General features: G+C 70.4%; 18 protein-coding genes. 5 read left to right on the forward strand and 13 right to left on the reverse strand.

What is annotated here, in order from left to right:
* Window positions 1–21: 21 nt before the first annotated feature.
* Together BM290_RS38510 and BM290_RS38515 are read right to left on the reverse strand one after the other, a co-directional pair.
* Window positions 22–1,779, reverse strand: coding sequence for a sensor histidine kinase (locus tag BM290_RS38510; RefSeq protein WP_093620894.1), 1,758 nt, complete (start codon window positions 1,777–1,779; stop codon window positions 22–24).
* Window positions 1,776–2,465: a response regulator transcription factor gene (locus BM290_RS38515; protein ID WP_093620895.1), complete on the reverse strand. Its 690-nt coding sequence runs from the start codon at window positions 2,463–2,465 to the stop codon at window positions 1,776–1,778. The genes BM290_RS38510 and BM290_RS38515 overlap by 4 nt, the downstream gene beginning before the upstream one ends.
* Window positions 2,466–2,556: 91 nt before the next feature.
* On the opposite strand from BM290_RS38515, the gene BM290_RS38520 reads away from it, so the two are divergent.
* The 3 genes from BM290_RS38520 to BM290_RS38530 are packed head-to-tail and all read left to right on the forward strand — an operon-like array spanning window position 2,557 to window position 5,530.
* Window positions 2,557–3,705 carry an efflux RND transporter periplasmic adaptor subunit gene (locus BM290_RS38520; protein ID WP_093620896.1) on the forward strand — a complete coding sequence of 383 codons (1,149 nt, stop codon included), beginning with the start codon at window positions 2,557–2,559 and terminating at the stop codon, window positions 3,703–3,705.
* Window positions 3,702–4,367 carry an ABC transporter ATP-binding protein gene (locus tag BM290_RS38525; protein WP_093620897.1) on the forward strand — a complete coding sequence of 222 codons (666 nt, stop codon included), beginning with the start codon at window positions 3,702–3,704 and terminating at the stop codon, window positions 4,365–4,367. Before BM290_RS38520 ends, BM290_RS38525 begins: the two co-directional genes overlap by 4 nt.
* Window positions 4,364–5,530 carry an ABC transporter permease gene (locus BM290_RS38530; RefSeq protein ID WP_093620898.1) on the forward strand — a complete coding sequence of 389 codons (1,167 nt, stop codon included), beginning with the start codon at window positions 4,364–4,366 and terminating at the stop codon, window positions 5,528–5,530. Before BM290_RS38525 ends, BM290_RS38530 begins: the two co-directional genes overlap by 4 nt.
* A 53-nt stretch (window positions 5,531–5,583) precedes the next feature.
* On the opposite strand, the gene BM290_RS38535 is transcribed toward BM290_RS38530, so the two are convergent.
* Complete coding sequence (locus BM290_RS38535) at window positions 5,584–6,150, reverse strand: hypothetical protein (RefSeq protein WP_143134083.1); 567 nt, start codon at window positions 6,148–6,150, stop codon at window positions 5,584–5,586.
* 154 nt (window positions 6,151–6,304) lie between these two features.
* On the opposite strand from BM290_RS38535, the gene BM290_RS38540 reads away from it, so the two are divergent.
* Window positions 6,305–6,745, forward strand: a complete 441-nt coding sequence (locus BM290_RS38540) for a hypothetical protein (protein ID WP_093620900.1) — start codon at window positions 6,305–6,307, stop codon at window positions 6,743–6,745.
* 55 nt (window positions 6,746–6,800) lie between these two features.
* On the opposite strand, the gene BM290_RS38545 is transcribed toward BM290_RS38540, so the two are convergent.
* From BM290_RS38545 to BM290_RS38560, 4 genes are all read right to left on the reverse strand, one after another.
* Complete coding sequence (locus tag BM290_RS38545) at window positions 6,801–7,139, reverse strand: Imm51 family immunity protein (RefSeq protein WP_093620901.1); 339 nt, start codon at window positions 7,137–7,139, stop codon at window positions 6,801–6,803.
* Between the two features lie 399 nt (window positions 7,140–7,538).
* Complete coding sequence (locus BM290_RS38550; RefSeq protein ID WP_093620902.1) at window positions 7,539–8,111, reverse strand: AAA family ATPase; 573 nt, start codon at window positions 8,109–8,111, stop codon at window positions 7,539–7,541.
* The gene (locus tag BM290_RS38555) at window positions 8,104–9,351 is read right to left on the reverse strand and encodes a sugar efflux transporter (RefSeq protein ID WP_342352062.1); all 1,248 of its coding nucleotides are present in this window, start codon (window positions 9,349–9,351) and stop codon (window positions 8,104–8,106) included. Before BM290_RS38555 ends, BM290_RS38550 begins: the two co-directional genes overlap by 8 nt.
* The gene (locus BM290_RS38560) at window positions 9,264–12,044 is read right to left on the reverse strand and encodes an FAD-binding and (Fe-S)-binding domain-containing protein (protein ID WP_239144016.1); all 2,781 of its coding nucleotides are present in this window, start codon (window positions 12,042–12,044) and stop codon (window positions 9,264–9,266) included. The genes BM290_RS38555 and BM290_RS38560 overlap by 88 nt, the downstream gene beginning before the upstream one ends.
* A 234-nt stretch (window positions 12,045–12,278) precedes the next feature.
* Between BM290_RS38560 and BM290_RS38565 the strand changes: the two genes are divergently transcribed.
* Entirely contained in the window at window positions 12,279–13,364 is a 1,086-nt protein-coding gene (locus BM290_RS38565; RefSeq protein WP_093620904.1) for a hypothetical protein, read from the forward strand.
* Between the two features lie 153 nt (window positions 13,365–13,517).
* On the opposite strand, the gene BM290_RS38570 is transcribed toward BM290_RS38565, so the two are convergent.
* From BM290_RS38570 to BM290_RS38595, 6 genes are all read right to left on the reverse strand, one after another.
* Entirely contained in the window at window positions 13,518–13,841 is a 324-nt protein-coding gene (locus tag BM290_RS38570) for an ArsR/SmtB family transcription factor (RefSeq protein WP_275413322.1), read from the reverse strand.
* A complete protein-coding gene (locus BM290_RS38575) occupies window positions 13,838–14,284 on the reverse strand; it encodes an SRPBCC domain-containing protein (protein WP_093620906.1) in 447 nt (148 codons plus the stop codon). The genes BM290_RS38570 and BM290_RS38575 overlap by 4 nt, the downstream gene beginning before the upstream one ends.
* 140 nt (window positions 14,285–14,424) lie before the next feature.
* On the reverse strand, window positions 14,425–16,629 hold the full coding sequence (locus BM290_RS38580; protein WP_244903958.1) for a family 78 glycoside hydrolase catalytic domain: 2,205 nt from the start codon (window positions 16,627–16,629) through the stop codon (window positions 14,425–14,427).
* Window positions 16,630–16,658: 29 nt separating this feature from the next.
* Window positions 16,659–17,486 carry a carbohydrate ABC transporter permease gene (locus tag BM290_RS38585; protein WP_093620908.1) on the reverse strand — a complete coding sequence of 276 codons (828 nt, stop codon included), beginning with the start codon at window positions 17,484–17,486 and terminating at the stop codon, window positions 16,659–16,661.
* Entirely contained in the window at window positions 17,483–18,397 is a 915-nt protein-coding gene (locus BM290_RS38590) for a carbohydrate ABC transporter permease (protein ID WP_093620909.1), read from the reverse strand. Before BM290_RS38590 ends, BM290_RS38585 begins: the two co-directional genes overlap by 4 nt.
* Window positions 18,397–19,701: an ABC transporter substrate-binding protein gene (locus tag BM290_RS38595; protein WP_093620910.1), complete on the reverse strand. Its 1,305-nt coding sequence runs from the start codon at window positions 19,699–19,701 to the stop codon at window positions 18,397–18,399. Before BM290_RS38595 ends, BM290_RS38590 begins: the two co-directional genes overlap by 1 nt.
* Window positions 19,702–19,733: the final 32 nt, after the last annotated feature.

Here is a 19,733-nt window from a genome sequence, read left to right on the forward strand (position 1 = left end):
GAGAAACGTACCTGCGGGCGGTCAGCTCGGCAGGCGTACGGTGAACACCGTCCCGACCCCCCGGGTGCTCGCCACCTCGATCGTGCCGCCGTGCGCCTCGACCAGTTTCCGGGTGATCGCCAGGCCCAGGCCGCTGCCGCCGGTGGCCCGGCTGCGGGACTCGTCGGCCCGCCAGAACCTGTCGAAGACACGGGGCAGATCGTCCTCGCTGATGCCGATGCCGGTGTCGCGTACCGTGATCGTGCTCTGTGATGCGGAGACCGTGACCGACCCGCCCTCCGGGGTGTAACGGATCGCGTTGGACACCAGGTTGCCGACCACCTGCCGCAACCGGACCGGGTCGGCGCGCACCACCGGATCCCCGTCGACCAGCGTCTCCAGCCGCACCGGCCCGGTCCCCCGGTGAGCGTCGGCGACCTGCTCGACCACGTCGCGGACCCGGATCGGCTCCGGATGCACCCGCAGCGTGCCCGCGTCCACCGCGGCCAGGTCGCCCAGGTCGTCGATCAGGTGCTGCAGCAGCACCGACTCCTCGTGCAGCAGGTCCACCAGCTGCGCGTCGGTGGGCGCGAGGTCGTCCTGGGCGGCCTCCAGCCAGCTGCGGATGTTGGTCAGCGGGGTCCGCAGCTCGTGCGCCACGTCGTTGACCATGGCCCGGCGCTGTTCCGCCGACGCGTGCAGGGCCCGGGCCAGGTGGGCGATCTCGTCGCGGCCGGAGATCACCACGGGCGCCTGCCGGTCGGCGGCCTCGGTGAGCGCCCGCAACGGCCGGACCAGGCGGCGGCCGGCCAGGACGGTCACCACGATGGTGGCCAGCAGGACCGATCCGGTGACCGTGACGATCCGGACGGTGTTCTCCCGGGACAGCGTGAACCTGGTCTCGTCGACGCCGACGTCCGGGTCGGTGACGAACAGCAGGGCGGGCGGGGCGACGTACGGCTGGAGCTGGGCCCGGCGCGACTTCTCCAGACACGACTGGACCCGGGCGGAACGTCCCTCCGTCGCGCCCTTGTGATCCGAGGGCAGCAGCGGCACCACGATCCGGCCGGCCTCCTCGGCGGACAGGATGAACGCGCTGAACTGCGGCGACACCAGCACGGTTCCGCCGTTCACGCCGCCGAGACAGGCGCTGGTCAGCTTGCCGAGCGTACGCAGCGCCTTCTCCTCGGTCCGGGTGGGCGTCTCGGTGAGGTCGGCCGTGCACCGGGCCAGCGCCCCGGTCGTGTCCGGCGCGACCGTCTCCACCAGCGGACGGCCGCTCGGGGTGGTCACGACCCGGCCGGACACGCCGACGTTGTCCAGGCAGTCCATCGCCTTCACGACGGAGGCGCGCAGCTCGTTCCGTTCCGCGGCGGGCAGCAGGTACGGCCCGACCGCGCGCGAGTCGATGCGATCGGTGCCGCCGGTCAGGCCCAGGTCGAGGTCGAGCGGATCGATCTCGGCCGACGGGCGGGCCGCGGCCAGCGACGGGCCCGGCCCCGAGTCGATGATCACCTGCCGGTCCTCGGTCATCAGGGTGATCCGCCGGTCCAGCTTCGCGGCCCGCTCCCGGATCAGGTCCGGCGCCTCCGACCAGTCCGGATGCGCCGCCGCGTAGGCGATCAGCATGTCGTAGACGCCCTTGTCGTCGGTGAGCGACCGGCCCTGCTCCTGGCTGATCGCGCGGGTCGCGGTCCGTACGGCCAGCCAGGCGGTCGCCCCGATCGCGGCGATCGCGATCAGCACCGACGTGGCCAGCAGACGGGTCACCAGGCTGTGCCGCCACGGCACCCGCGTCACGCCGCGCCCGCCGTCAGCCGGTAGCCCACCCCGTACACCGTGAGCAGCTGCACCGGCCGCTGCGGATCCACCTCGATCTTGCGGCGCAGGTTCATCACGTGCACGTCGATGGTGCGCTCGGTGGAGCTGCGGTCGATGCCGCGGGTGTGGTGCAGCAGCTGGGCGCGGCTGAACACCCGGTCCGGCTGCTCGCACATCGCCGCCAGGATCGCGAACTCGCCGCGCGTGCAGACGATCGGCTCGCCGTCGACGGTCACCCGGTGCGTGGCCGGATCGAGCGTCACCCGGCCGATCGTGTGCGACGGCCTCGGCGCCGCCGACCGGTTCGCCCGGCGCAGCAGCGTACGCACCCGGGCCATCAACTCCCGCGGACTGTACGGCTTCGTCAGGTAGTCGTCGGCGCCCAGCTCCAGGCCGAGCAGCAGATCCTCCTCGCCGGTGCGGGCGGTCAGCATCAGCACCAGCACGTCCGACTCCTCGCGCAGCGTCCGGCACACGTGCAGGCCGTCCAGCTCCGGCATCATCACGTCCAGCACCAGCAGGTCGGGACGCAGCCGCCGAGCCTGCTCCAGCGCCTGCCGCCCGTCGTGCACGACCGTCGCCTCGTGGCCGGCCGCCAGCAGGTACCGCCGGATCACCTCGGCCTGCCGCGAATCGTCGTCGGCGACCAGCACATGTGCGCACATGGCGGCGACTATAGGTGCGCCTGCCGCCTCTCAGCCCGTCACCGGAGCAGACCTGACAGCTTTCTAAAGATCTCCGCACAGGCTCTGCGCCATGTCTGCTCACTCTCATCTCCGGCGGGCCGGGCTCGGGCTCGTCCTGCTGCTGCTCGTGGCCGCCGGGATCTTCGTCCTCACCCGGCACCGGTCCGCGGCGGCCCCCGCGCCCGGCCCCTCGGCGGCGGTCGCGACCGCCAAGCTCGAGCGACGAGATCTGAGCACGTCGAAGACCATTTCCGGGACCATCGGGTACGGCAACCCGCGCGCCGTGGAGGGGCATCGGCAGGCGACCGTCACGTGGCTGCCGGCGCCGGGGGCGAGCATCAAGCGGGGACAGCAGCTGTACCGGGCCGACGACCGGCCGGTGCCGCTGTTCTACGGCGGGATGCCGCTCTACCGCCCGATCGAGGGCAAGGGCCTGGTCGGACGCGATGTCCAGATCGTGGCGGACAACCTGGAGAAGCTGGGCTACTCACTCGGCTACCGGCCCCGCGCCGGGGAGTGGGTGACGCCGCCCGCCGCACCGGCGCCCTCGCCGTCGTCCACTCCCCCGCCGGCTCCGCCCGCCGTCAAGGTCAAGAAGGACGAGGGCGTGCTCACCGCCGCGATGATCACGGCGATCAAGAAGTGGCAGCGCGACCAGGGCCTGCCCGAGACCGGCACGATCGCTGTCGGTGACGTCGAGGTGCTCTCCGGCGCCGTCCGCGTCGAGTCGGTCGCCGTGCAACCCGGCGCCCCGGCGAACGGCCCGCTCATGTCGGTCACCCCCACCCGCAAGGTGATCACCGTGGCGGCGAGCCTGTCCGAGGCGGCGTCGATCGAACGCGGCGCGGCCGTCACCGTGATCCTGCCCGACGAGAAGGAGATCCCGGCCCGGGTGCTGTCCGTCGGCCGGGCCCTGGCCGCCCCCGAGGGCAGCGTCGGCGACACCACCCCCCAGCTGACCGTCACGGTCACCGTCAACGACCCGGCCACCCTGTCGAAGATCGACTCGGCCGAGGTGACCGTCGGATTCGCCGGGAAGGCGCGCGAGGACGTGCTGGCCGCGCCGGTCGAGGCCCTCATCGCGCTGGCCGAGGGCGGGTACGCCGTACAGACGCCGACCGGTCTCGTCGCCGTGACCACCGGGATGTTCGCCCAGGGCTGGGTCGAGATCACCGGCGACGGGCTGGCCGAGGGCACCGACGTGGTGGTGGCGTCATGACCCCTCCGGTACTCGCGGTCCGTGACGCCGGCATGATCTACCCCGGCGGCGTGACCGCCCTCGACGGCATCAACCTCGACATCCACGCCGGCGAGTTCGTGGCGATCGTCGGCCGCTCCGGCTCCGGCAAATCCACCCTTCTCAACATCATCGGTACGCTGGACCGGCCCACGTCCGGCACCGTCCGGATCGCCGGCCAGGACGTCACCACCCTCTCCGACCGGCGGCTGTCCGAGCTGCGGGCCCGCGAGATCGGCTTCGTCTTCCAGCAGTTCCACCTCACCGACGGGCTCAGCGCCACCGACATCGTCGCCACCGGCCTGCTCTACGCCGGAGTCCCCCGCCGCCGGCGACGCGGCATGGCGCTGCAGGCCCTCGAACGTGTCGGCCTCGCCCACCGGGCCGGCCACCGCCCGCACCAGCTCTCCGGTGGCGAACGGCAGCGCGTCGCCATCGCCCGCGCCCTGGTCAACAGCCCCGCCCTGATCCTCGCCGACGAGCCGACCGGCGCCCTCGACACCGCCACCGGGCAGACCGTGCTGGCCCTGCTGCGCCGGCTCAACCAGGAGGGCGCCACGATCGCCCTGATCACCCACGACCGGGAGATCGCCGCCGCCCTGCCCCGCCGGGTGGAGATCCGCGACGGGCGGCTGGTCGCATGATGAACCCCGTCGACCTGCTCAGCCTCGGCGTCGTCGGACTGCGGACCCGGCCGCTGCGGGCGCTGCTCTCCGGACTCGGCATCGCCATCGGCATCGCCACCATGATCGTGGTGACCGGCATCCCCGCCTCCAGCCAGGCCGCCCTCGTCCGCGAACTGACCGCGCTCGGCACCGACACGCTGCAGGTGATGCCGGTCCCCGACCAGCAGCCGCCGGCGCGGCTGCCGGAATCAGCGGTCGCGATGGCGAAACGGATCGGCCCGGTCCGGGCCGCCAGCGCGGTCGGCAACACCCATGCAGCGGTACGCCGCAGCGACCGCGCCGAACCCACCAGCGGCACCGGGCTGACCGTGCTGGCCGCCCGCCTCGACCTGCCGCCGGTGATCAACGCGCGGATCGCGTCCGGCCGCTGGCTGACCGCGGCCGGCGCCGAGTTCCCCACCGTCGTCCTCGGCTCGGTCGCCGCCACCCGGCTCGGCATCACCGCCGTCACCGCCGGCCCGCAGGTGCTGATCGGCGACCGCTGGTTCACCGTCGTCGGGATCCTCGCCGCCACACCCCTGTCGCCCGACATCGACCGCTCCGTGCTGATCGGCTGGGACGCGGCCCGCACCGAGCTGCGCTTCGACGGCCGGCCCACCGTCGTCTACCTGCGCGCCGACGAATCCCAGCTGGAGACCGTCCGGTCGGTGCTCGCCGAATCGATCAACCCGGAACGGCCCGGCCAGGTGCTCGTCACCCGCCCGTCCGACGCGCTCGCCGCCAAACGGGCCACCGAGAACAGCTTCTCCGTGCTGTTCCTCGCCCTCGCCGCGGTCGCGCTCGTCATCGGCGGGATCGGCGTCGCCAACACGATGGTGGTGTCCGTCCTGGAACGCCGCTCCGAGATCGGGCTCCGCCGCGCCCTCGGCGCCACCCGCGGCCGGATCCGCGCCCAGTTCCTCACCGAGTCGATGGTGCTGTCCACCGCCGGAGGCCTCGCCGGCACCGCGCTGGGTCTGGTCGCCACGGTCGCCTACGCCCACTGGCAGAACTGGCCGATCGTGGTGCCCGTCCAGTCCGCCGTCGTGGGCGTGGGCGGCGCCGTCGTCATCGGCGTGCTGGCGGGGGTGTATCCGTCCGTACGCGCGGCTCGCCTGCCTCCCGCACAGGCCCTGCACTGAACCGTCACGACAACGGCGGCCGGGTCTCCCCCGGCCGCCGTTGTCGTCGCGTCTCAGTTCTTCGCCGCGACCTCCCGCTCGCAGTCCGGGATCCGGTCCATTCCCAGCGTGATCGACCGCTTGTCGTTCTGGTCGCCGCCCAGCGCGATCGAGATGCCGTCCTCGCTCACCTCGACGAACTTCACGCCCTCCCGCTTCAGGCACTTCACCACGTCCAGCGCGAAGTCCCGCGCCTCCGGGTTCGCCGGATCCTTCTCCCACGGCGGCAACGGCAGGTACTGCGGCTCACAGATCTGGTTCGCCTTCTCCACCTTCTTCTCCGCGTCCGACCCGGGCACCGCCACCTCGCCCTTCGTCCGCGAATCGCGCGGATCGAAGCCCTGCTCGCGCATGCACTTGTTGTACGGCTCCAGCAGCGCCTCGTACTCCTCCGGCGTCATGTCGAGCCGCTCCCGGGGCCGCTCCGCCTTCTTCGACGGCGCGGACGCGGCGCCACTCTGCAACGTCGCCACCCGCGGCGCGGCCCCCGACTCCGGCTTCCCCGGCTCCTCCGCCGAACCACAACCCGGCAGCACGGTGAGCGCAACCGCGGCGAACATGAGCGCGGCATTCCTGCGCATGGCAACCTCCTGTCCGGCGAGGACGATCCCCGCCGCGCCGGACAGCCTGACGAGCAATGTTGAGGAAGTCGTCAGATTCGATCAGGGCAACGCCACCGATCGCCGTCAGGACGGCCCGGTCCTCCCGATATCGCGGATACTGCTCCCGGTCGACATGATCACTCATCCTGCCGGCGCGACGGCGGGCAGCGAGGGAGAGGCGAACGCCATCCAGTACTGGGGCACCGGCTACGGCCCGCACATCGACGAGGAGGACGGCCGGCTGGTCTACTCGCTGCTCGTCGAGTCGAGCTACGTCACCATGGGATTCCGTTTCGACATCGAGCGCGCCGACCTCACGGTCCTCGCCACCGACCGTTACCGGCACGCGGCCCTGTACGTCGTCCTGCACACCCTGCTGCAGACGACCTTCGGCCCGAACGTCAGCCGGCCGAGGAGATTCACCCAGCAGGAGTTCACCGACGTCGTCGCCAGGGTGCTGCACAGCTCCGCCGAGAGCCTGGCGACCTACCTGGACGAGTTCGACCACACCTGGAGGATCGTGACCCGCTACTACATCGACGGGTTCCTTGCCGACGGCGTGCGGGACAGCTGATCATCCGCACCTACGATGCCCACCTGGTCGCGCAGATCATCACCGCCGGTCGCCTTCAGTCGTCGAACTCGAACCCGGTGGCGGCCGCCAGATCAACGAGTTGCCGCAGCCTGCTCTCCTCTGTCGCAACCTTGTGCAGTCGAACGGCCAAGTCCTGGAGCACGGCGAGGTCGTCGCTGTAGGCGCAGAAGGCTCCGCCTTCCGGATCGGGCGAGAACCGCCCCGCGAGACCCGGTGCTTCAGAGGCTACGAGCAGTTCGGCGACCCCCTCCCAGAAGTAGCTGTTCGCCTCGTGGCCGAGTTCGCGGATGAGCCCGTCCACGTCGGTGGTGCCGGCTTCCAGCCAAAGGCTGTACCCGCCCGACTCCGTCGGCTCGATCTCGATCGGATCCACGGACCGATCTTGTCACATGGCTCTTGCGGGAATCTACTCGGTCAATTTGGCATGATCTACTTCTTACACTTCCGGACAAGGCTTCGGGAGAATTGATGTATGAGGCAAGGGTCGCTTTTCAGCCGGGCTGAGATTGCTGGGATGCGGGATCGGACTGCCGCTCGGAATTATTCTGCCGAGCGGGAGGATTTTCGGCGGGAGCATGAGCGGCGACGGTTCTGGGGGCTGCGGCGGCGTCATGCCGAGAAGCTGCGTCGGCTTCATGGCGGCGGGGATGGTCAACGTGAGAGCGTTAGTGATTCGGGTCGCCGGGGTGGGGCCGGGGCTGGGGTTCCAGTCGTTGTCGGCGGGTCGGATGCGGTCGAGTCCGGTCGCCCTTCTGTGGTTGCGGTCAAGTCTTCAGGACTGTTTTTCTCCGCAGCGTTGGCATTGAGTGGGGCAGGGTGTTTGTGGTGTTGTTCTGCTCAGTCCGCTTTCTTTCATGATTGTTCTGACGGCCTGTTCGAAGCTTGCGTTTTCGGGGATTATCTTCTCGTTCGGGATGCCGAGCAGGTCTGTTTTGGTGTACCACTCCTGCATCATCTCCGGCGTTACCGGGATCGGGTCTTCTCTGGTCCGGTGGCGTCTCACCGTCTCCTCGAAACCGATGTCCATGTAGAAGCAGGCGGTTCGGCCGGGGTGGGACGCCACAAGGTTCCGCAGCGGGAGGCCGTATTCGCCGGTGTGCAGGATGCCTTCGAGGATGACGTGGTATCCGGCGTCCAGGGCCGCTTTCGTGGTCGCCACGATGAAACGCGGGGCCAGTGCCTCGTCGCCGAGGCCGCCGTGTTCTCGCAGGATGACCCGGCGCAGGTGGTCCTGTTCGATCAGGGCGCAGCCCCGGCCGTACCGTCGCCGGGCCTCTCTTGCCGTTGTCGTCTTGCCGCTTCCCGAGTTGCCTCGCAGGATCACCAGGGTGGGGGTCTCAGGCATGCGAGATCTCCTGGGGGACGGGCGCGGGGCGGCGACGGGCGGCCAGGGCGAAGGCGGCGCCGCCGGCGGCCACCGTCACGCCGCAGAGGACCAGGGTTGCCCGGTGTCCGAAATGTTCCACTGCCACGCCGGACAGGATGCCGGAGACCAGCAGGCCGGTGGTGGATGCGTTGGAGAAAAGGCTGGTGGCCCGGCCTGTCGCGGGGGCCAGGTAGTCCTGGAAGTAGCGGATCCCGGCGGTCGCCACGATCGCGATGCCGATGCCTCTCAGGACCTGACCGGCGATCAGCAGCGGCATCCCGGTGGCCGCCACCGTCAGCAGGTGATAGGCGGCGAACGTGGCGAAACCTCCGAGGATCAGCGCCACCTGGCTGATCCTCGTGGGGAGGGCGGCCAGGGCCAGGGTGGCCACCACCTCCACCGCGGCGCACACGCTGAAGAGGATGCCCATCGTCGCGGACGGCTGGTGCAGGCCCCTCGTGACGAAGAGCGACAGGGCCAGGCCGCCGGCGAACATGGCGGTGAAGAACAGGGTCACCGCCAGGGTCAGCAGGACGGGGGTGTCGCCGCGGGTCGACGACGGGGTGGCCGTCACCGGGCCGGGACGGGGCACCACCAGCACCGTCAGCGCGGCTATCAGGTAGGCGCCCGACGCCGTCCACATCAGCCAGGAGTAACCGCCACGCGACAGGATCAGCGCGCCCAGCAGGGGGCCGACCGCCCAGGCCAACGACCACGCCGCCCGCAGGAACGGGGTCGATCCGCCCTCACCGAGCGTGGCCCGGCCCAGTGCGAAAAGCTGGGGGAACGCGGCGCTCACCGCTCCGAAGACGGTGGCCGCCATCAGCAGCAGCACGGGGTAACTGGTCACCTGCGGCAGCACCAGATAACCCGCCGAACCGAGCAGGATCACCCCGATGGCGTACGCGCGAGCCGGGCGCCGGTCGAACAGGTGGCCCAGGGTCCAGCTGATCGTGATGCCGCCCAGGGCGTACACCGAGGTCCAGGCGCCGAGCTGCAGTGGTGACATGCCTGCCACGTCGGCGCCGAACAGGACTATGTAGGAGTTGACCATCGAGTCCGCGATCCCGAAGACGAGGATCGCGGACGCCAGCGTCAGAAGGGGCACGAAGACTTCGTACCGGTTCGGGGCTAGGAACGCGCGTGAATTCTCTCCTGGAGCAACTGGACGAGGTGGACTCCTGTCACACCGGCCAGGTCGTCGGCCTGCGTGCGGCAGGAGAAACCGTCGGCGAGCAGGATGTCGCCGTCCTCCGCCTGCTCCAGCGCGGGCAGCAGCTGCTGCTCGGCCACCTGCACGGACACCTCGTAGTGGCCACGCTCGACACCGAAGTTGCCGGCCAGACCGCAGCAGCCGCCCAGCCGCTTCACCGTCGCGCCGGCCCGCTTCAGCAGTTTGGCGTCCGCGTCCCAGCCCATCACGGCGTGGTGATGACAGTGCGGCTGCGCGATCACCCGTACCCCCTCGAGGTTGGGAGGGGTGTAACCGGGAGTGGCGGCAAGCAGCTCGGCCACCGTCATCGTCGCCTCCGCGACCGCCTTGGCGGCCTCGTTGTCGACCAGCTCGACCGCGTCCTGGCGCAGCACGCCGGTGCACGACGGCTCCAGCCCGACGATCGGGATGCCCTTCTTGACCGACTCGTGCAGCTCGGCGACCGTGCCGCCGAGGATCCGCCGGGCCGCGTCGAGCTGACCGGTGGAGATCCAGGTCAGGCCGCAGCAGGCCTTACGGCTCGCCACCTGCGGGGCGTAACCGGCGTCGACCAGCACGTCCACGGCGGCGCGGGCGATCTCCGGCGAGAAATGGTCGGTGAAACTGTCGACGAACAGGATGACCGGTTTGCCCGTCTCGGGCGGGGTGTAGGACGACCGGAACGTCTTCGGCGCGAACGCCGGGATGTTGCGGCGCTTGTCGACACCGGCCACCCACAGCGCCAGCCCGCGGATGCCCGGCAGCGACGTCGCCAGGTTGGCGAGCGCCGGCATCTTCGAGGCGAGCCGGGACCAGCGCGGCAGCCAGCCGAGCGAGTAATGCGACCGTGGCCGCACCCGGCCCTTGAAACTCTGGTGCAGAACCTCGGATTTGTAGGCCGCCATGTCGATCCCGGTCGGACAGTCCGACGCACAACCCTTGCAGGAAAGACAAAGATCAAGCGCATCGTGTACGGCCGGAGCCCGCCAGTCCGGAGCGAGATCCCCGTCGAGCATCTCCTGCAGAACCCGGGCGCGCCCCCGGGTCGAGTCCTTCTCGTCCTTCGTGGCCAGGAACGACGGGCACATCACCCCGCCCAGCACCCGGGTGTCGACGCGGCACTTGCCGACGCCGGTGCACCGGTGCACGGCCTGGTTGAAGTCGCCGCCGTCGTGGTGATAGGCCAGCGCCAGCGGCACCGTCACCTTGCGCGCCTGCGACACGCGGATGTTGGCGTCCACCGGATCCGGGTCGACGATGTTGCCCGGGTTCAGCAGGTTACGCGGATCGAAGACGCCCTTGATCTGCCGGAACAGGTCCATCGCCGCCGGCGAGTACATCCGGGCCAGCAGCTCCGAGCGCGCCCGGCCGTCGCCGTGCTCGCCGGAGAGCGACCCGCCGTAGCTGACCACGAGGTCGGCGGCGTCCTCCAGGAACGCGCGGAACAGCTTCGGCCCGTCCGGCTTGTCCAGCGGGAAGTCCAGGCGGACGTGGACACAACCGTCGCCGAGATGGCCGTACGGCATGACGGAGAGACCGTGCCGGGCCGTCAGCGCGTCGAAGTCACGCAGGTAGGCGCCGATCCGCGCGGGCGGGACCGCGGCGTCCTCCCAGCCGGCGTGCGCGGGCAACCCGGACGGGGCCCGGCCGGCCAGGCCCGCGCCGTCCTCCCGTATCTTCCACAGCGGGGCCGCCTCCGCGACGTCCTCCACGATCCGGTGATCGACCGCGCCCGCGGCTTTCACCAGGCGGGCCGTCCGGTCGCGGACATCGTCGAGGTCGTCACCGGCGATCTCCACCATCAGCCACGCCGTGCCGGCCGGCAGCGGCGGCACCGCGCCCGGACCGCGACGGGACCGCACGACGTCACAGATGCGGTGGTCCAGGCCCTCGCAGGCGGTCGGCTGGAACTCCAGGATCGACGGGATGACGTCGCCGGCGGCGCCGAAGTCGGGGTAGCCGAGCACGATCAGCGTCCGGTGGGCCGGGTCGGCGACCAGCCGTACCGTCGCCTCGGTGATCACCGCGAGGGTGCCCTCGCTGCCGACCAGGAACTCGGTGAGGTTGAAGCCGTTCTCCGGCAGCAGGTGCTCGACGGCGTAGCCGGAGACCTGCCGGCCGAACGTCGCGAACTCGGTGCGCCCGATCGCCAGGTGCGCCCCGATCACGTCCCGCAGCCGGTCGACCGTCTTCGACGTGGACAGCTCCTCGCCGTCGATCGTGAACGCCTTCAGGCCGAGCGTGTTGTCCGACGTCCGGCCGTAGCCGAGAGTGCGGGCGCCGCACGAGTTGTTGCCGATCATGCCGCCGATCGTGCAGCGGGTGTGCGTCGACGGGTCCGGCCCGAACCGCAGCCCGAACGGCTTCGCGGCCGCCTGCAGCGTCGCCTGGACCGTGCCGGCCTGCACCCGCGCCGTCCGCGCCGCACCGTCGACCTCGAGCACCCTGTTCATGTGGCGGCTGAAATCCAGGATGATGCCGGGGCCGATCGCGTTGCCGGCCACGCTCGTGCCGGCGCCCCGGGCGGTGATCGGCACCCCCGACTCGCGGCTCACCGCCAGGGTGGCCAGGACGTCGTCGTCGTGCCGCGGACGGACGATCACCTGCGGCACGATCCGATAGAGAGAGGCGTCACTCGCATACGCCGACCGGTGCGCCGCATCGGTGAGGACGTCGGTGACGCCCGCCCGGCTCAGCAGGGCGGCGAGGTCGTTGCTCACGCGGATCTCCAAGGCTGTCGGCGTGCTGGTCCGCCTTGGCAGCGTGCGGCGGTGAACCTGCTTCGGACGTCGCCGTCATGGTAGTCGCCGCCGATTCCAACCCTGAGCGACGCCGGTTTCACTGTGAGATCGGTAATCGACGGGACCACTGTTGGCAACTCGACAAAAGGGCGATAACCTCCTGGCCGTACGTTCCACCGATGATCGGATTCGAAGCGCCGCAAGGAGACGCGTGTGGGGCGGATTGAGCCTCCCTCGGACGAGGGCCAGCGTCCTTCCGCGCTGAGGGTCGGTGGATACGTCAAGAGCCGCCGGGCAGCCCGGCATCGGGCGCCCGAGACCGACGAGCAGCAGGTACGCCTGCCGGACATCGCGGACTACTGGCCGGACGCGCCGCACCGGCTGCGCTCCTCGTGGGAGGGGTTCCTGCCGCTGCCGCCGAACGCCGTCACCTCGGTGGCGGTCGAGACACGGCGGCCCGGCAGACTCGACCGCCGGTGGCCGATCGTGCTCACCGGGGTGCTGGCCCTGTCGGTGGTCGCCGGGACGATGCTGCTGGCCCGGCCGCTCGCCGAGTCGGAGATCCGCCAGCAGCGGGCCGCGCTGCCGCCGTCCGCCGTCGCCATCGAGCCGCAGATCACCGTCGCCCCGATGCCGCCGCCGCTGCTTCTCTCCCCCACCCCGCCCCCGTCGACGTCGCCCACCCCCACCGCGCCGGACGTCAGCTCGGCGCGGCTCGAGTTCGTCACCGGGGTCACCGACCTGTCGGTCCGGATCGCCGACCTCGGCGACCAGCCGTTCGAGGTGACCGCGCCGGACGGGTCACCCGTCGACGCCGCCACCACGTTCACCGACGGGGTGCTGCGCATCGAGATCGAGTCGGCCGGCTCCCACGGGTCCGTCGAGGTCCGGCTCAGCAACCGCATCGTCTGGGGCCTCCAGCTGTCGGCCGGGGTGAAATCGGCCCGCTTCGACACCACCGCGGGCACGGTCAGCCGCATCGACCTGGACGGCGGGGCGGAGAACTTCAACCTGGTGCTCGGCAAGCTGTCCGGGGTCGTGCCGATCCGGATGACCGGCGGAGTGAGCGGGTGGCACATCTGGACCGACGGCCGCGTCCCGACCCGGGTCACCGTCGGTAACGGCGCCGGAAACGTCACCGTCTACGGCGACGAACACGGCGGCACCGGCCCCGGCACCGTCTACCGATCGGGCGACCTCGGCGGCGGCACCGGCCTCGACATCGACGCCGCCGCCGGCATGGGCTCGCTGGAGATCAGCTCCACGGACCAGTCCGGCCGAGGCCGGACCCGCCGCTGACCCAGCCGGCCTACCCGCCCGCCCCGCCGGCCAGACCCAACGCTGCATCCCGACACCGGAAACAGCGCTGCACGCCGGCCGGCGAAGCGCGGCCAGAAGCCGGCGCTGCATCCGGACGGTGGATACAACGCTCAGCGCCGGCCCGCGGTGAGGCTACTCCTGCTGGAGAGCCTCGGCGATGCGCTTGATGCGCTGCAGGCGGGCGTCCCACGCCGCACCGACCGACGACAGCTGGGCCACCGCGCGGGCCAGCTGGGCGTCGTCGACCCGGTAGCGGCGTTCCCGGCCGGCGGCGGTGCCGTGCACCAGCCCGGCCCGCTCCAGGACGACGAGGTGCTTGGCGACACCCTGCCGGGTGACCGACAGCCGGTTGCCCAACGTGGTCGCGGTGCCGTCGCCGTCGGTCAGGAGCAGGTCGAGCATCCGGCGCCGGGTGGGGTCGCCGATCGCCGACCAGAGATCGTCGTCGACGATCACGAGCGCACTGCCAGGTTTTCCGCGTAGGGCGTGAGCCGCGGCAGGAAGAAGTCCCAGCCGTTGACGTGGTCACGCCAGGCCTCTTCGGCGACGGCCTCGGTCCAGCCGCGCTCCCGGAAGCCGGTCTCGCTCATCCGCAGCAGCGTCCCGTCACCTTTCGGCGTCAGGTCGAAGGTCACCAGGAACGAGTTGCCGACGGCGGCGGCCTCGTCCTGCGGGTGCGTCCACCGGAACGCGAACGACCGCGGCGGCCGCGCGTCGACGACGGTGAACGTCTCGGACTTGTCGCCGAACGAGATGCGGCCCTGCTCGCCGGGAACGAGCGTGTAGTCGGCCTCGTCGGGCCACCACTGCTTCACGTGGCCGGGGTCGCTCACCACCTGGAAGACGATCTCCGGCGCCGCCTCGATGTAGATCTCACGCTCGATGCTTCCGTACTCCATCTCAACCTCCCGCAACCATTGGTTGCGTGTCACTCTATGCCACCTCGGCGCCATGCGCAACCAATAGTTGCGCGAAGGGAGGGCCGTGCCGTCCCGCGACGACACGGCCCAGGCTCCTCAGCCGAGAACGTCCCCCTCTCTCAGACGATCACCCGGTGGACTCCGCCGGACAGTTCGGCGTCGTCCCGGCCGGGCAGCGACAGCACCCCGGTCACCCCCGCGGGCAGGGTGACGTCGACGGTGAGCTCACCGTCGCCGAGGCGCCAGGACACTTCGATGCGGCCGTGCCGGGTCTCCAGTCCGGCCCGGCTCCAGGTCAGCCCGCCGCCGGGGCGCGGCGCGATCAGCACCCGCGAGTAGCCGGGCTCCAGCGGCGCGATGCCGCCGATCACCCGGTGCATCCAGTCGGCGACGGCGCCCAGCGCGTAGTGGTTGAAGCTGGTCATCTCGCCCGGGTTGATCGAGCCGTCCGGCAGCATCGAGTCCCAGCGTTCCCAGATCGTGGTGGCGCCCATCGTCACCGGATACAGCCAGGAGGGGCATCCCCGCTCCAGGAGCAGCCGATAGGCGACATCGAGGTGGCCGGTCCGGGTCAGAGCGTCGAGGATGTACGGGGTGCCGGCGAACCCGGTCGAGATGCGGTATCCGCTGTCGGCCACCAGCCCGGCGAGCCGCCGCCCGGCCGTCGCCTCGTCGTCGACCAGCCCGAACACCAGCGCCAGGGTGTAGACGGTGGCGCAGTCGGAGACGATCGTGCCGTCGGCCGACACGTACTGCTCGTTGAACGCCGCCCGGATCCGTGCGGCCAGGTCACGGAACCCGGCCGCGTCCTGCTGGCGGCCCAGGACGGCCGCGGTCTCGGCGGTGATCGTCGCGGACCGGTAGCAGGCGGCGGTCGCGACGACACCCGGGTCGGCCTTCGCCTTGGCCGGGTTGTCCGGCGGCGCGTCCGGGTCGAGCCAGTCGCCGAACTGGAACGACGTGTCCCACACCCCGGCCGGGGACAGCAGCGTCTCGACCCGGCGCACGTGCGCGGTCATCGAGTCGTACTGGTGCTCCAGGATCGTGCGGTCGCCGTAGGCCTGCCAGAGGGTCCACGGCACCCAGACGGCGGCGTCGGACCAGAAGGCGGTGCTGTCCGGTGCGGGGAACTCCGGCACGTCGGGCAGGTATTTCAGCACGTCCGGAATGACGAACGGGACCAGACCGCCGGCGGCCTTCTGCTCGGCGGCCAGGTCGGCGAGCCAGTCGGCGAGGAACGGGCCGGTGTCGAAGAGGTAGGCGGCCGACGGGGCGAAGACCGCGATGTCGCCGGTCCAGCCGAGACGCTCGTTGCGTTGCGGGCAGTCGGTCGGCAGGTCGAGGAAGTTGCCCTTGGTGCTCCACACGACGTTGCGGTGCAGCTGGTTCAGCAGGTCGTCGGAGCATGCGAAGGTGCCGGTGCGGGTCAGGTCGGTGTGCACGACCACGGCTTCGACGTCGAGGGCCTCCTGCTCGGACAGGCCGGTGATCTCGGCGTACCGGAATCCGTGGAACGTCATGGTCGGCTCGAAGAAGTCCTCCGCGCCGCTGAGGATGAAACGGTCCGTGGCCTGCGCGTCGCGCAGCGGCCGCGCGCCCAGCTCGCCGTCCTCGAGGACCTCGGCGTGCCGGATCCGGATCTCCGATCCGGCCGGTCCGGTGGTGGTGAAGCGGATCCAGCCGACCAGGTTCTGTCCGAAATCGACAAGGGTCCGCCCGGCGGGCGATTTCCAGACCTTCACCGGCGCGAGGACGTCCTGCCTGGTCACCGGAGCGCTGAGGTACGGGGTGAGCACGCTCGCGTCGAAGTCGAGTTCCTTGACCGGCAGGAACCACTCGGGCTCACCGCCGGCCACGTGCCACTTCGCGGAGCGCCGCCGCGCGTCGACGGTCTGCCCGTCGTAGAGGTCGTCGGCGAGCACGTCGGAGCCGCCGGCCGTCCACGTCTCGTCGGTGACGACGGTCTGCCGGTGCCCGTCGGCGAAGGTGATCTCCAGGTCGGCGATCACCCCGAGCCGGTCGCCGTAGAAGGCGCGCCCGCCCATGAATCCGAGCCGCCCCCGGTGCCAGCCGTTGCCGACCAGCACGGTCAGCACGTCGTGGCCGGTCAGCAGCGCGGTGACGTCGTGGGTGAGGTAGCGCAGCCGGTGCTCGTAGGAGCTCCAGCCGGGGCTGAGCACGTCGTCGCCGACCGGCCGCCCGTTGATCCGGGCCTCGTGCACGCCGAGGCTGCTGATCCGCAGCGTCGCCGCGGTGACCGGCCCGTGACCGTCGTCGAGGGTGATCTCGGTGCGGAACAGCGGCGCGCTGCCCAGCTCGCTCACTCCGGTGATCATCCGACCTTGCAAGGCACTCATCCCTTCACCGAGCCGGCCACCATGCCCGACACGATCTGACGCTGGAAGATCATGAACATGATCAGCGGCGGGACCGTGACCAGCAGGATGTCCATGAACAGGAGGTTGTAGGAGTTGGTGTACTGGCCCTGGAAGTTGAAGAGCGTCAACTGGACGGTGGCGTTCTCGTCCCCGGGCAGGAAGTAGAGCGGGCTGGTGAAGTCGTTCCAGATAAACACCGTCTGCACGACCACCACGGTCACGATGATCGGCCGCAGCAGCGGCAGCACGACCCGGAAGAACAGGCTCAGCGGGCCGGCGCCGTCGATGGTGGCGGCCTCGTCCAGCTCCTTCGGGATGCCCGCGATGAAGGCCTGGAAGAGCAGGACACAGAAGGCCATGGCGTACGCGATCTCGACCAGGATCAGGCCGGGCATCGTCTTGAACAGTCCCAGCCGCTGCAGCACCCAGATGGTCGGGACGACAGCGGGCGGGAGCACCAGTCCGGAAAGGATCACCAGGTTGACGGCCTTGGTCAGCCGGGTCCGGCGGCGTTGGAGGACGAACCCGGCCATCGCGGCCAGCACCACGACCACCGACACGCTCGCGACGGTGAGGATCGTGCTGTTGATGAACGCGATGATCAGCAGGTAGTCGCGGGCCTCCACGACGGCCTGGAAGTTCTCCGCGAACGCCCACCGGGTCGGCCAGGAGAAGTCGAGCAGCGCCGACTCGGGCGCGGTCTTGCCGGCGGTGAGCAGGATGAACGCGAACGGGACCAGGAAGACGACCCCGAACACGACGATCGTCAGGCCGCTGAGCGGATAGTTGGGCCGGGTCCTCACGCGTCCTCCTTCCGGTTGAAGAACCAGAACAGCGGCAGCGCGATCAGGATCACCAGCAGGAACAGCACGACGTTGCCGGCCGTGGAGAGCCCGTAGAAGCCCGCCTGGTACTGCTTGTAGATGACCGACGCCATCACGTCGGAGGTGAAGCCCGGCCCGCCCTTGGTCATCGCCCAGATCAGGTCGAACTTGCGCAGCCCGCCGATCAGCGACAGCAGGATCACCGACACGGTCGCCGGCCGGGCCAGCGGCAGCGTGATGTTGCGGAAGCGGTGCCAGGCGCCCGCGCCGTCCATCGTGGCGGCCTCGAAGTACTCGCCGGGGATCGACAGGATGCCGGCCATGTAGATGACCAGCGCCAGGCCGACACCCTGCCAGACGTCGACGAACGCGACCGACAGCAGCGCCCAGTCCGGGTCGGCCAGCCAGGCCGGGCCGGTGATGCCGGCCAGGTCCAGCGCCTGGTTGATCACGCCGCGGGTGGGGTGCATCAGGATCTGGAAGGTCAGGCCGACCCCGATCGTGCTGACCAGCACCGGGAAGAACGCGACCGACCGCATGAAGCCGCGGCCCAGGATCGGCCCGGTCAGCAGCACGGCCAGCGCCATCCCGAGGACCACCTTCAGCCCCGAGGTCACCACGGCGTAGATCAGCGTGTGCCACAGCCCGGACGCCAGCGCCGGCTCCCGGAAGAACTGCACGTAGTTGTCGAGGCCGATGAATTCCTGGTCGAACAGGGTCCAGCGGGTGAGGCTGAACCAGAACGCCATCACCGACGGCACCAGGAAGAAGACGGTGAAGATGACACCGCCCGGAAGGATGAACCAGTACGGGTACGGACTCCTGCGGCGGACCGGCTCCGGGACCGTGGTCGCCGGAGCCTCTGTCACCGCGTCGGTGACGGTCGTCATCACCAGCCCTGGAGCCCGAGCTGCTGCGCCTGCTTCTTCACGTCCTCGTCGTAGAGCTTCGCCCCGTCGGCGGCGGGACGGATGCCGGAGCCGACCTCGACGGTGATCTGCTCGAGGGCCGGGCCCTTGATCGGGGACAGGAACTCCAGCGCCGGGCTGGCGGCGCCGGCGTCCACGTACACACTCAGGTCCTTGACCGCGGTGGCCACGTCGTCCGGCAGCTTGCAGGTCTTCACTGCGAACGGGCCGCCCAGCGACGTCGCGCTCGCCTCGGCCGCGCAGCCGTCCGGCGTGGCCAGGAACGCCTGGAACTTCTTGGCCGCGGTCAGCTTGTCGCCGGTGGTGCTCTTCGGGATGTAGAGGCCGGACGGCTCCCACAGGGTCACGCCGTTCTTGCTCGCGTCGGTGCCGGGCAGCGCGAAGAAGCCGACGTCGTTGGTCTTGCCGGGGGCCGCGGTCTCGATGGCGGTGACCGCGAACGTGATCATCGGGTAGTGCGCGGCGGTGCCGTCGGCCACTGCCGCCAGGCCCTCGTTGTACTTGGCCGACGCGTAGTCGTCGTTCCAGTAGCCGGCCTTCTTCAACTCCTCCAGGTGCTGGAAACCGGCCAGGGCGGCGGGCGTCGTCGCGTACTTCGCCTGGTTGTTCGTGTATTTGTCGGCGAAGCCGGGGTCGGCGGCGGAGACGTTGTGGAAGTCGGCGAGCACCAGGATCTGCGACGTCCAGGTCTCGCTGTAGGTCTGGGCGACCGGAGCCGTACCCGCGGCTTTGATCCTGCTGTTGTTGGTCATGAAGTCCGCCCAGGTCTTGGGCGGCTGGAGACCGAGCTTGGCGTAGAGCGGCTTGTTGTAGAGGATGCCGCCGCCGGAGATGGTCTGCCACGGCGAGCCGTAGACCTCGGCGCCGCTGGAGACGACCTTCTTGAACGTGTCGTCCAGGTCGCCGGCCCAGGCCTCGCCGGTGACCGGCGTCAGGTTCGCCGACGGGGCGATGGCCTGCAGCAACGAGCCGGAGTTGTACTCGAAGACGTCGGCCATGTCGCCGGTGGAGAGCCGGGTCTTGACCAGGTTGTCGCCCTCGCTGCCCTGCGGGCGGGTGTCGAGCTTGACGTCCACGTCGGCGTTCTTGGCCTCGAACGCGGCGATGACCGCCTCGGCGACCTTCACGTTGGCCGGGTCGTTGTTGGTCAGGAAGGTGATCTGGGTCTTGCCGCCGGCCGCGTCGTCACTGGACCCCAGGGATCCGGCGCTGCAGGCCGACAGGGAGAGGACGCCAGCGAGCAGCACCGCCGCACCGAGCCTCATATGAACCTCCGGTTTCGCGCATGTTTGTAGAT

The organism is Actinoplanes philippinensis, assembly GCF_900113015.1.
In the GTDB taxonomy this organism is placed as follows: Bacteria; Actinomycetota; Actinomycetes; order Mycobacteriales; family Micromonosporaceae; genus Actinoplanes; species Actinoplanes philippinensis.

Coding starts and splice junctions, on each gene's coding strand:
- BM290_RS38520 (WP_093620896.1), top strand. CDS start 2,557: ATGTCTGCTCACTCTCATCTCCGGCGGGCCGGGCTCGGGCTCGTCCTG.
- BM290_RS38515 (WP_093620895.1), bottom strand. CDS start 2,465: ATGTGCGCACATGTGCTGGTCGCCGACGACGATTCGCGGCAGGCCGAG.
- BM290_RS38540 (WP_093620900.1), top strand. CDS start 6,305: ATGATCACTCATCCTGCCGGCGCGACGGCGGGCAGCGAGGGAGAGGCG.
- BM290_RS38525 (WP_093620897.1), top strand. CDS start 3,702: ATGACCCCTCCGGTACTCGCGGTCCGTGACGCCGGCATGATCTACCCC.
- BM290_RS38550 (WP_093620902.1), bottom strand. CDS start 8,111: ATGCCTGAGACCCCCACCCTGGTGATCCTGCGAGGCAACTCGGGAAGC.
- BM290_RS38575 (WP_093620906.1), bottom strand. CDS start 14,284: ATGGAGTACGGAAGCATCGAGCGTGAGATCTACATCGAGGCGGCGCCG.
- BM290_RS38595 (WP_093620910.1), bottom strand. CDS start 19,701: ATGAGGCTCGGTGCGGCGGTGCTGCTCGCTGGCGTCCTCTCCCTGTCG.
- BM290_RS38590 (WP_093620909.1), bottom strand. CDS start 18,397: ATGACGACCGTCACCGACGCGGTGACAGAGGCTCCGGCGACCACGGTC.
- BM290_RS38535 (WP_143134083.1), bottom strand. CDS start 6,150: ATGCGCAGGAATGCCGCGCTCATGTTCGCCGCGGTTGCGCTCACCGTG.
- BM290_RS38530 (WP_093620898.1), top strand. CDS start 4,364: ATGATGAACCCCGTCGACCTGCTCAGCCTCGGCGTCGTCGGACTGCGG.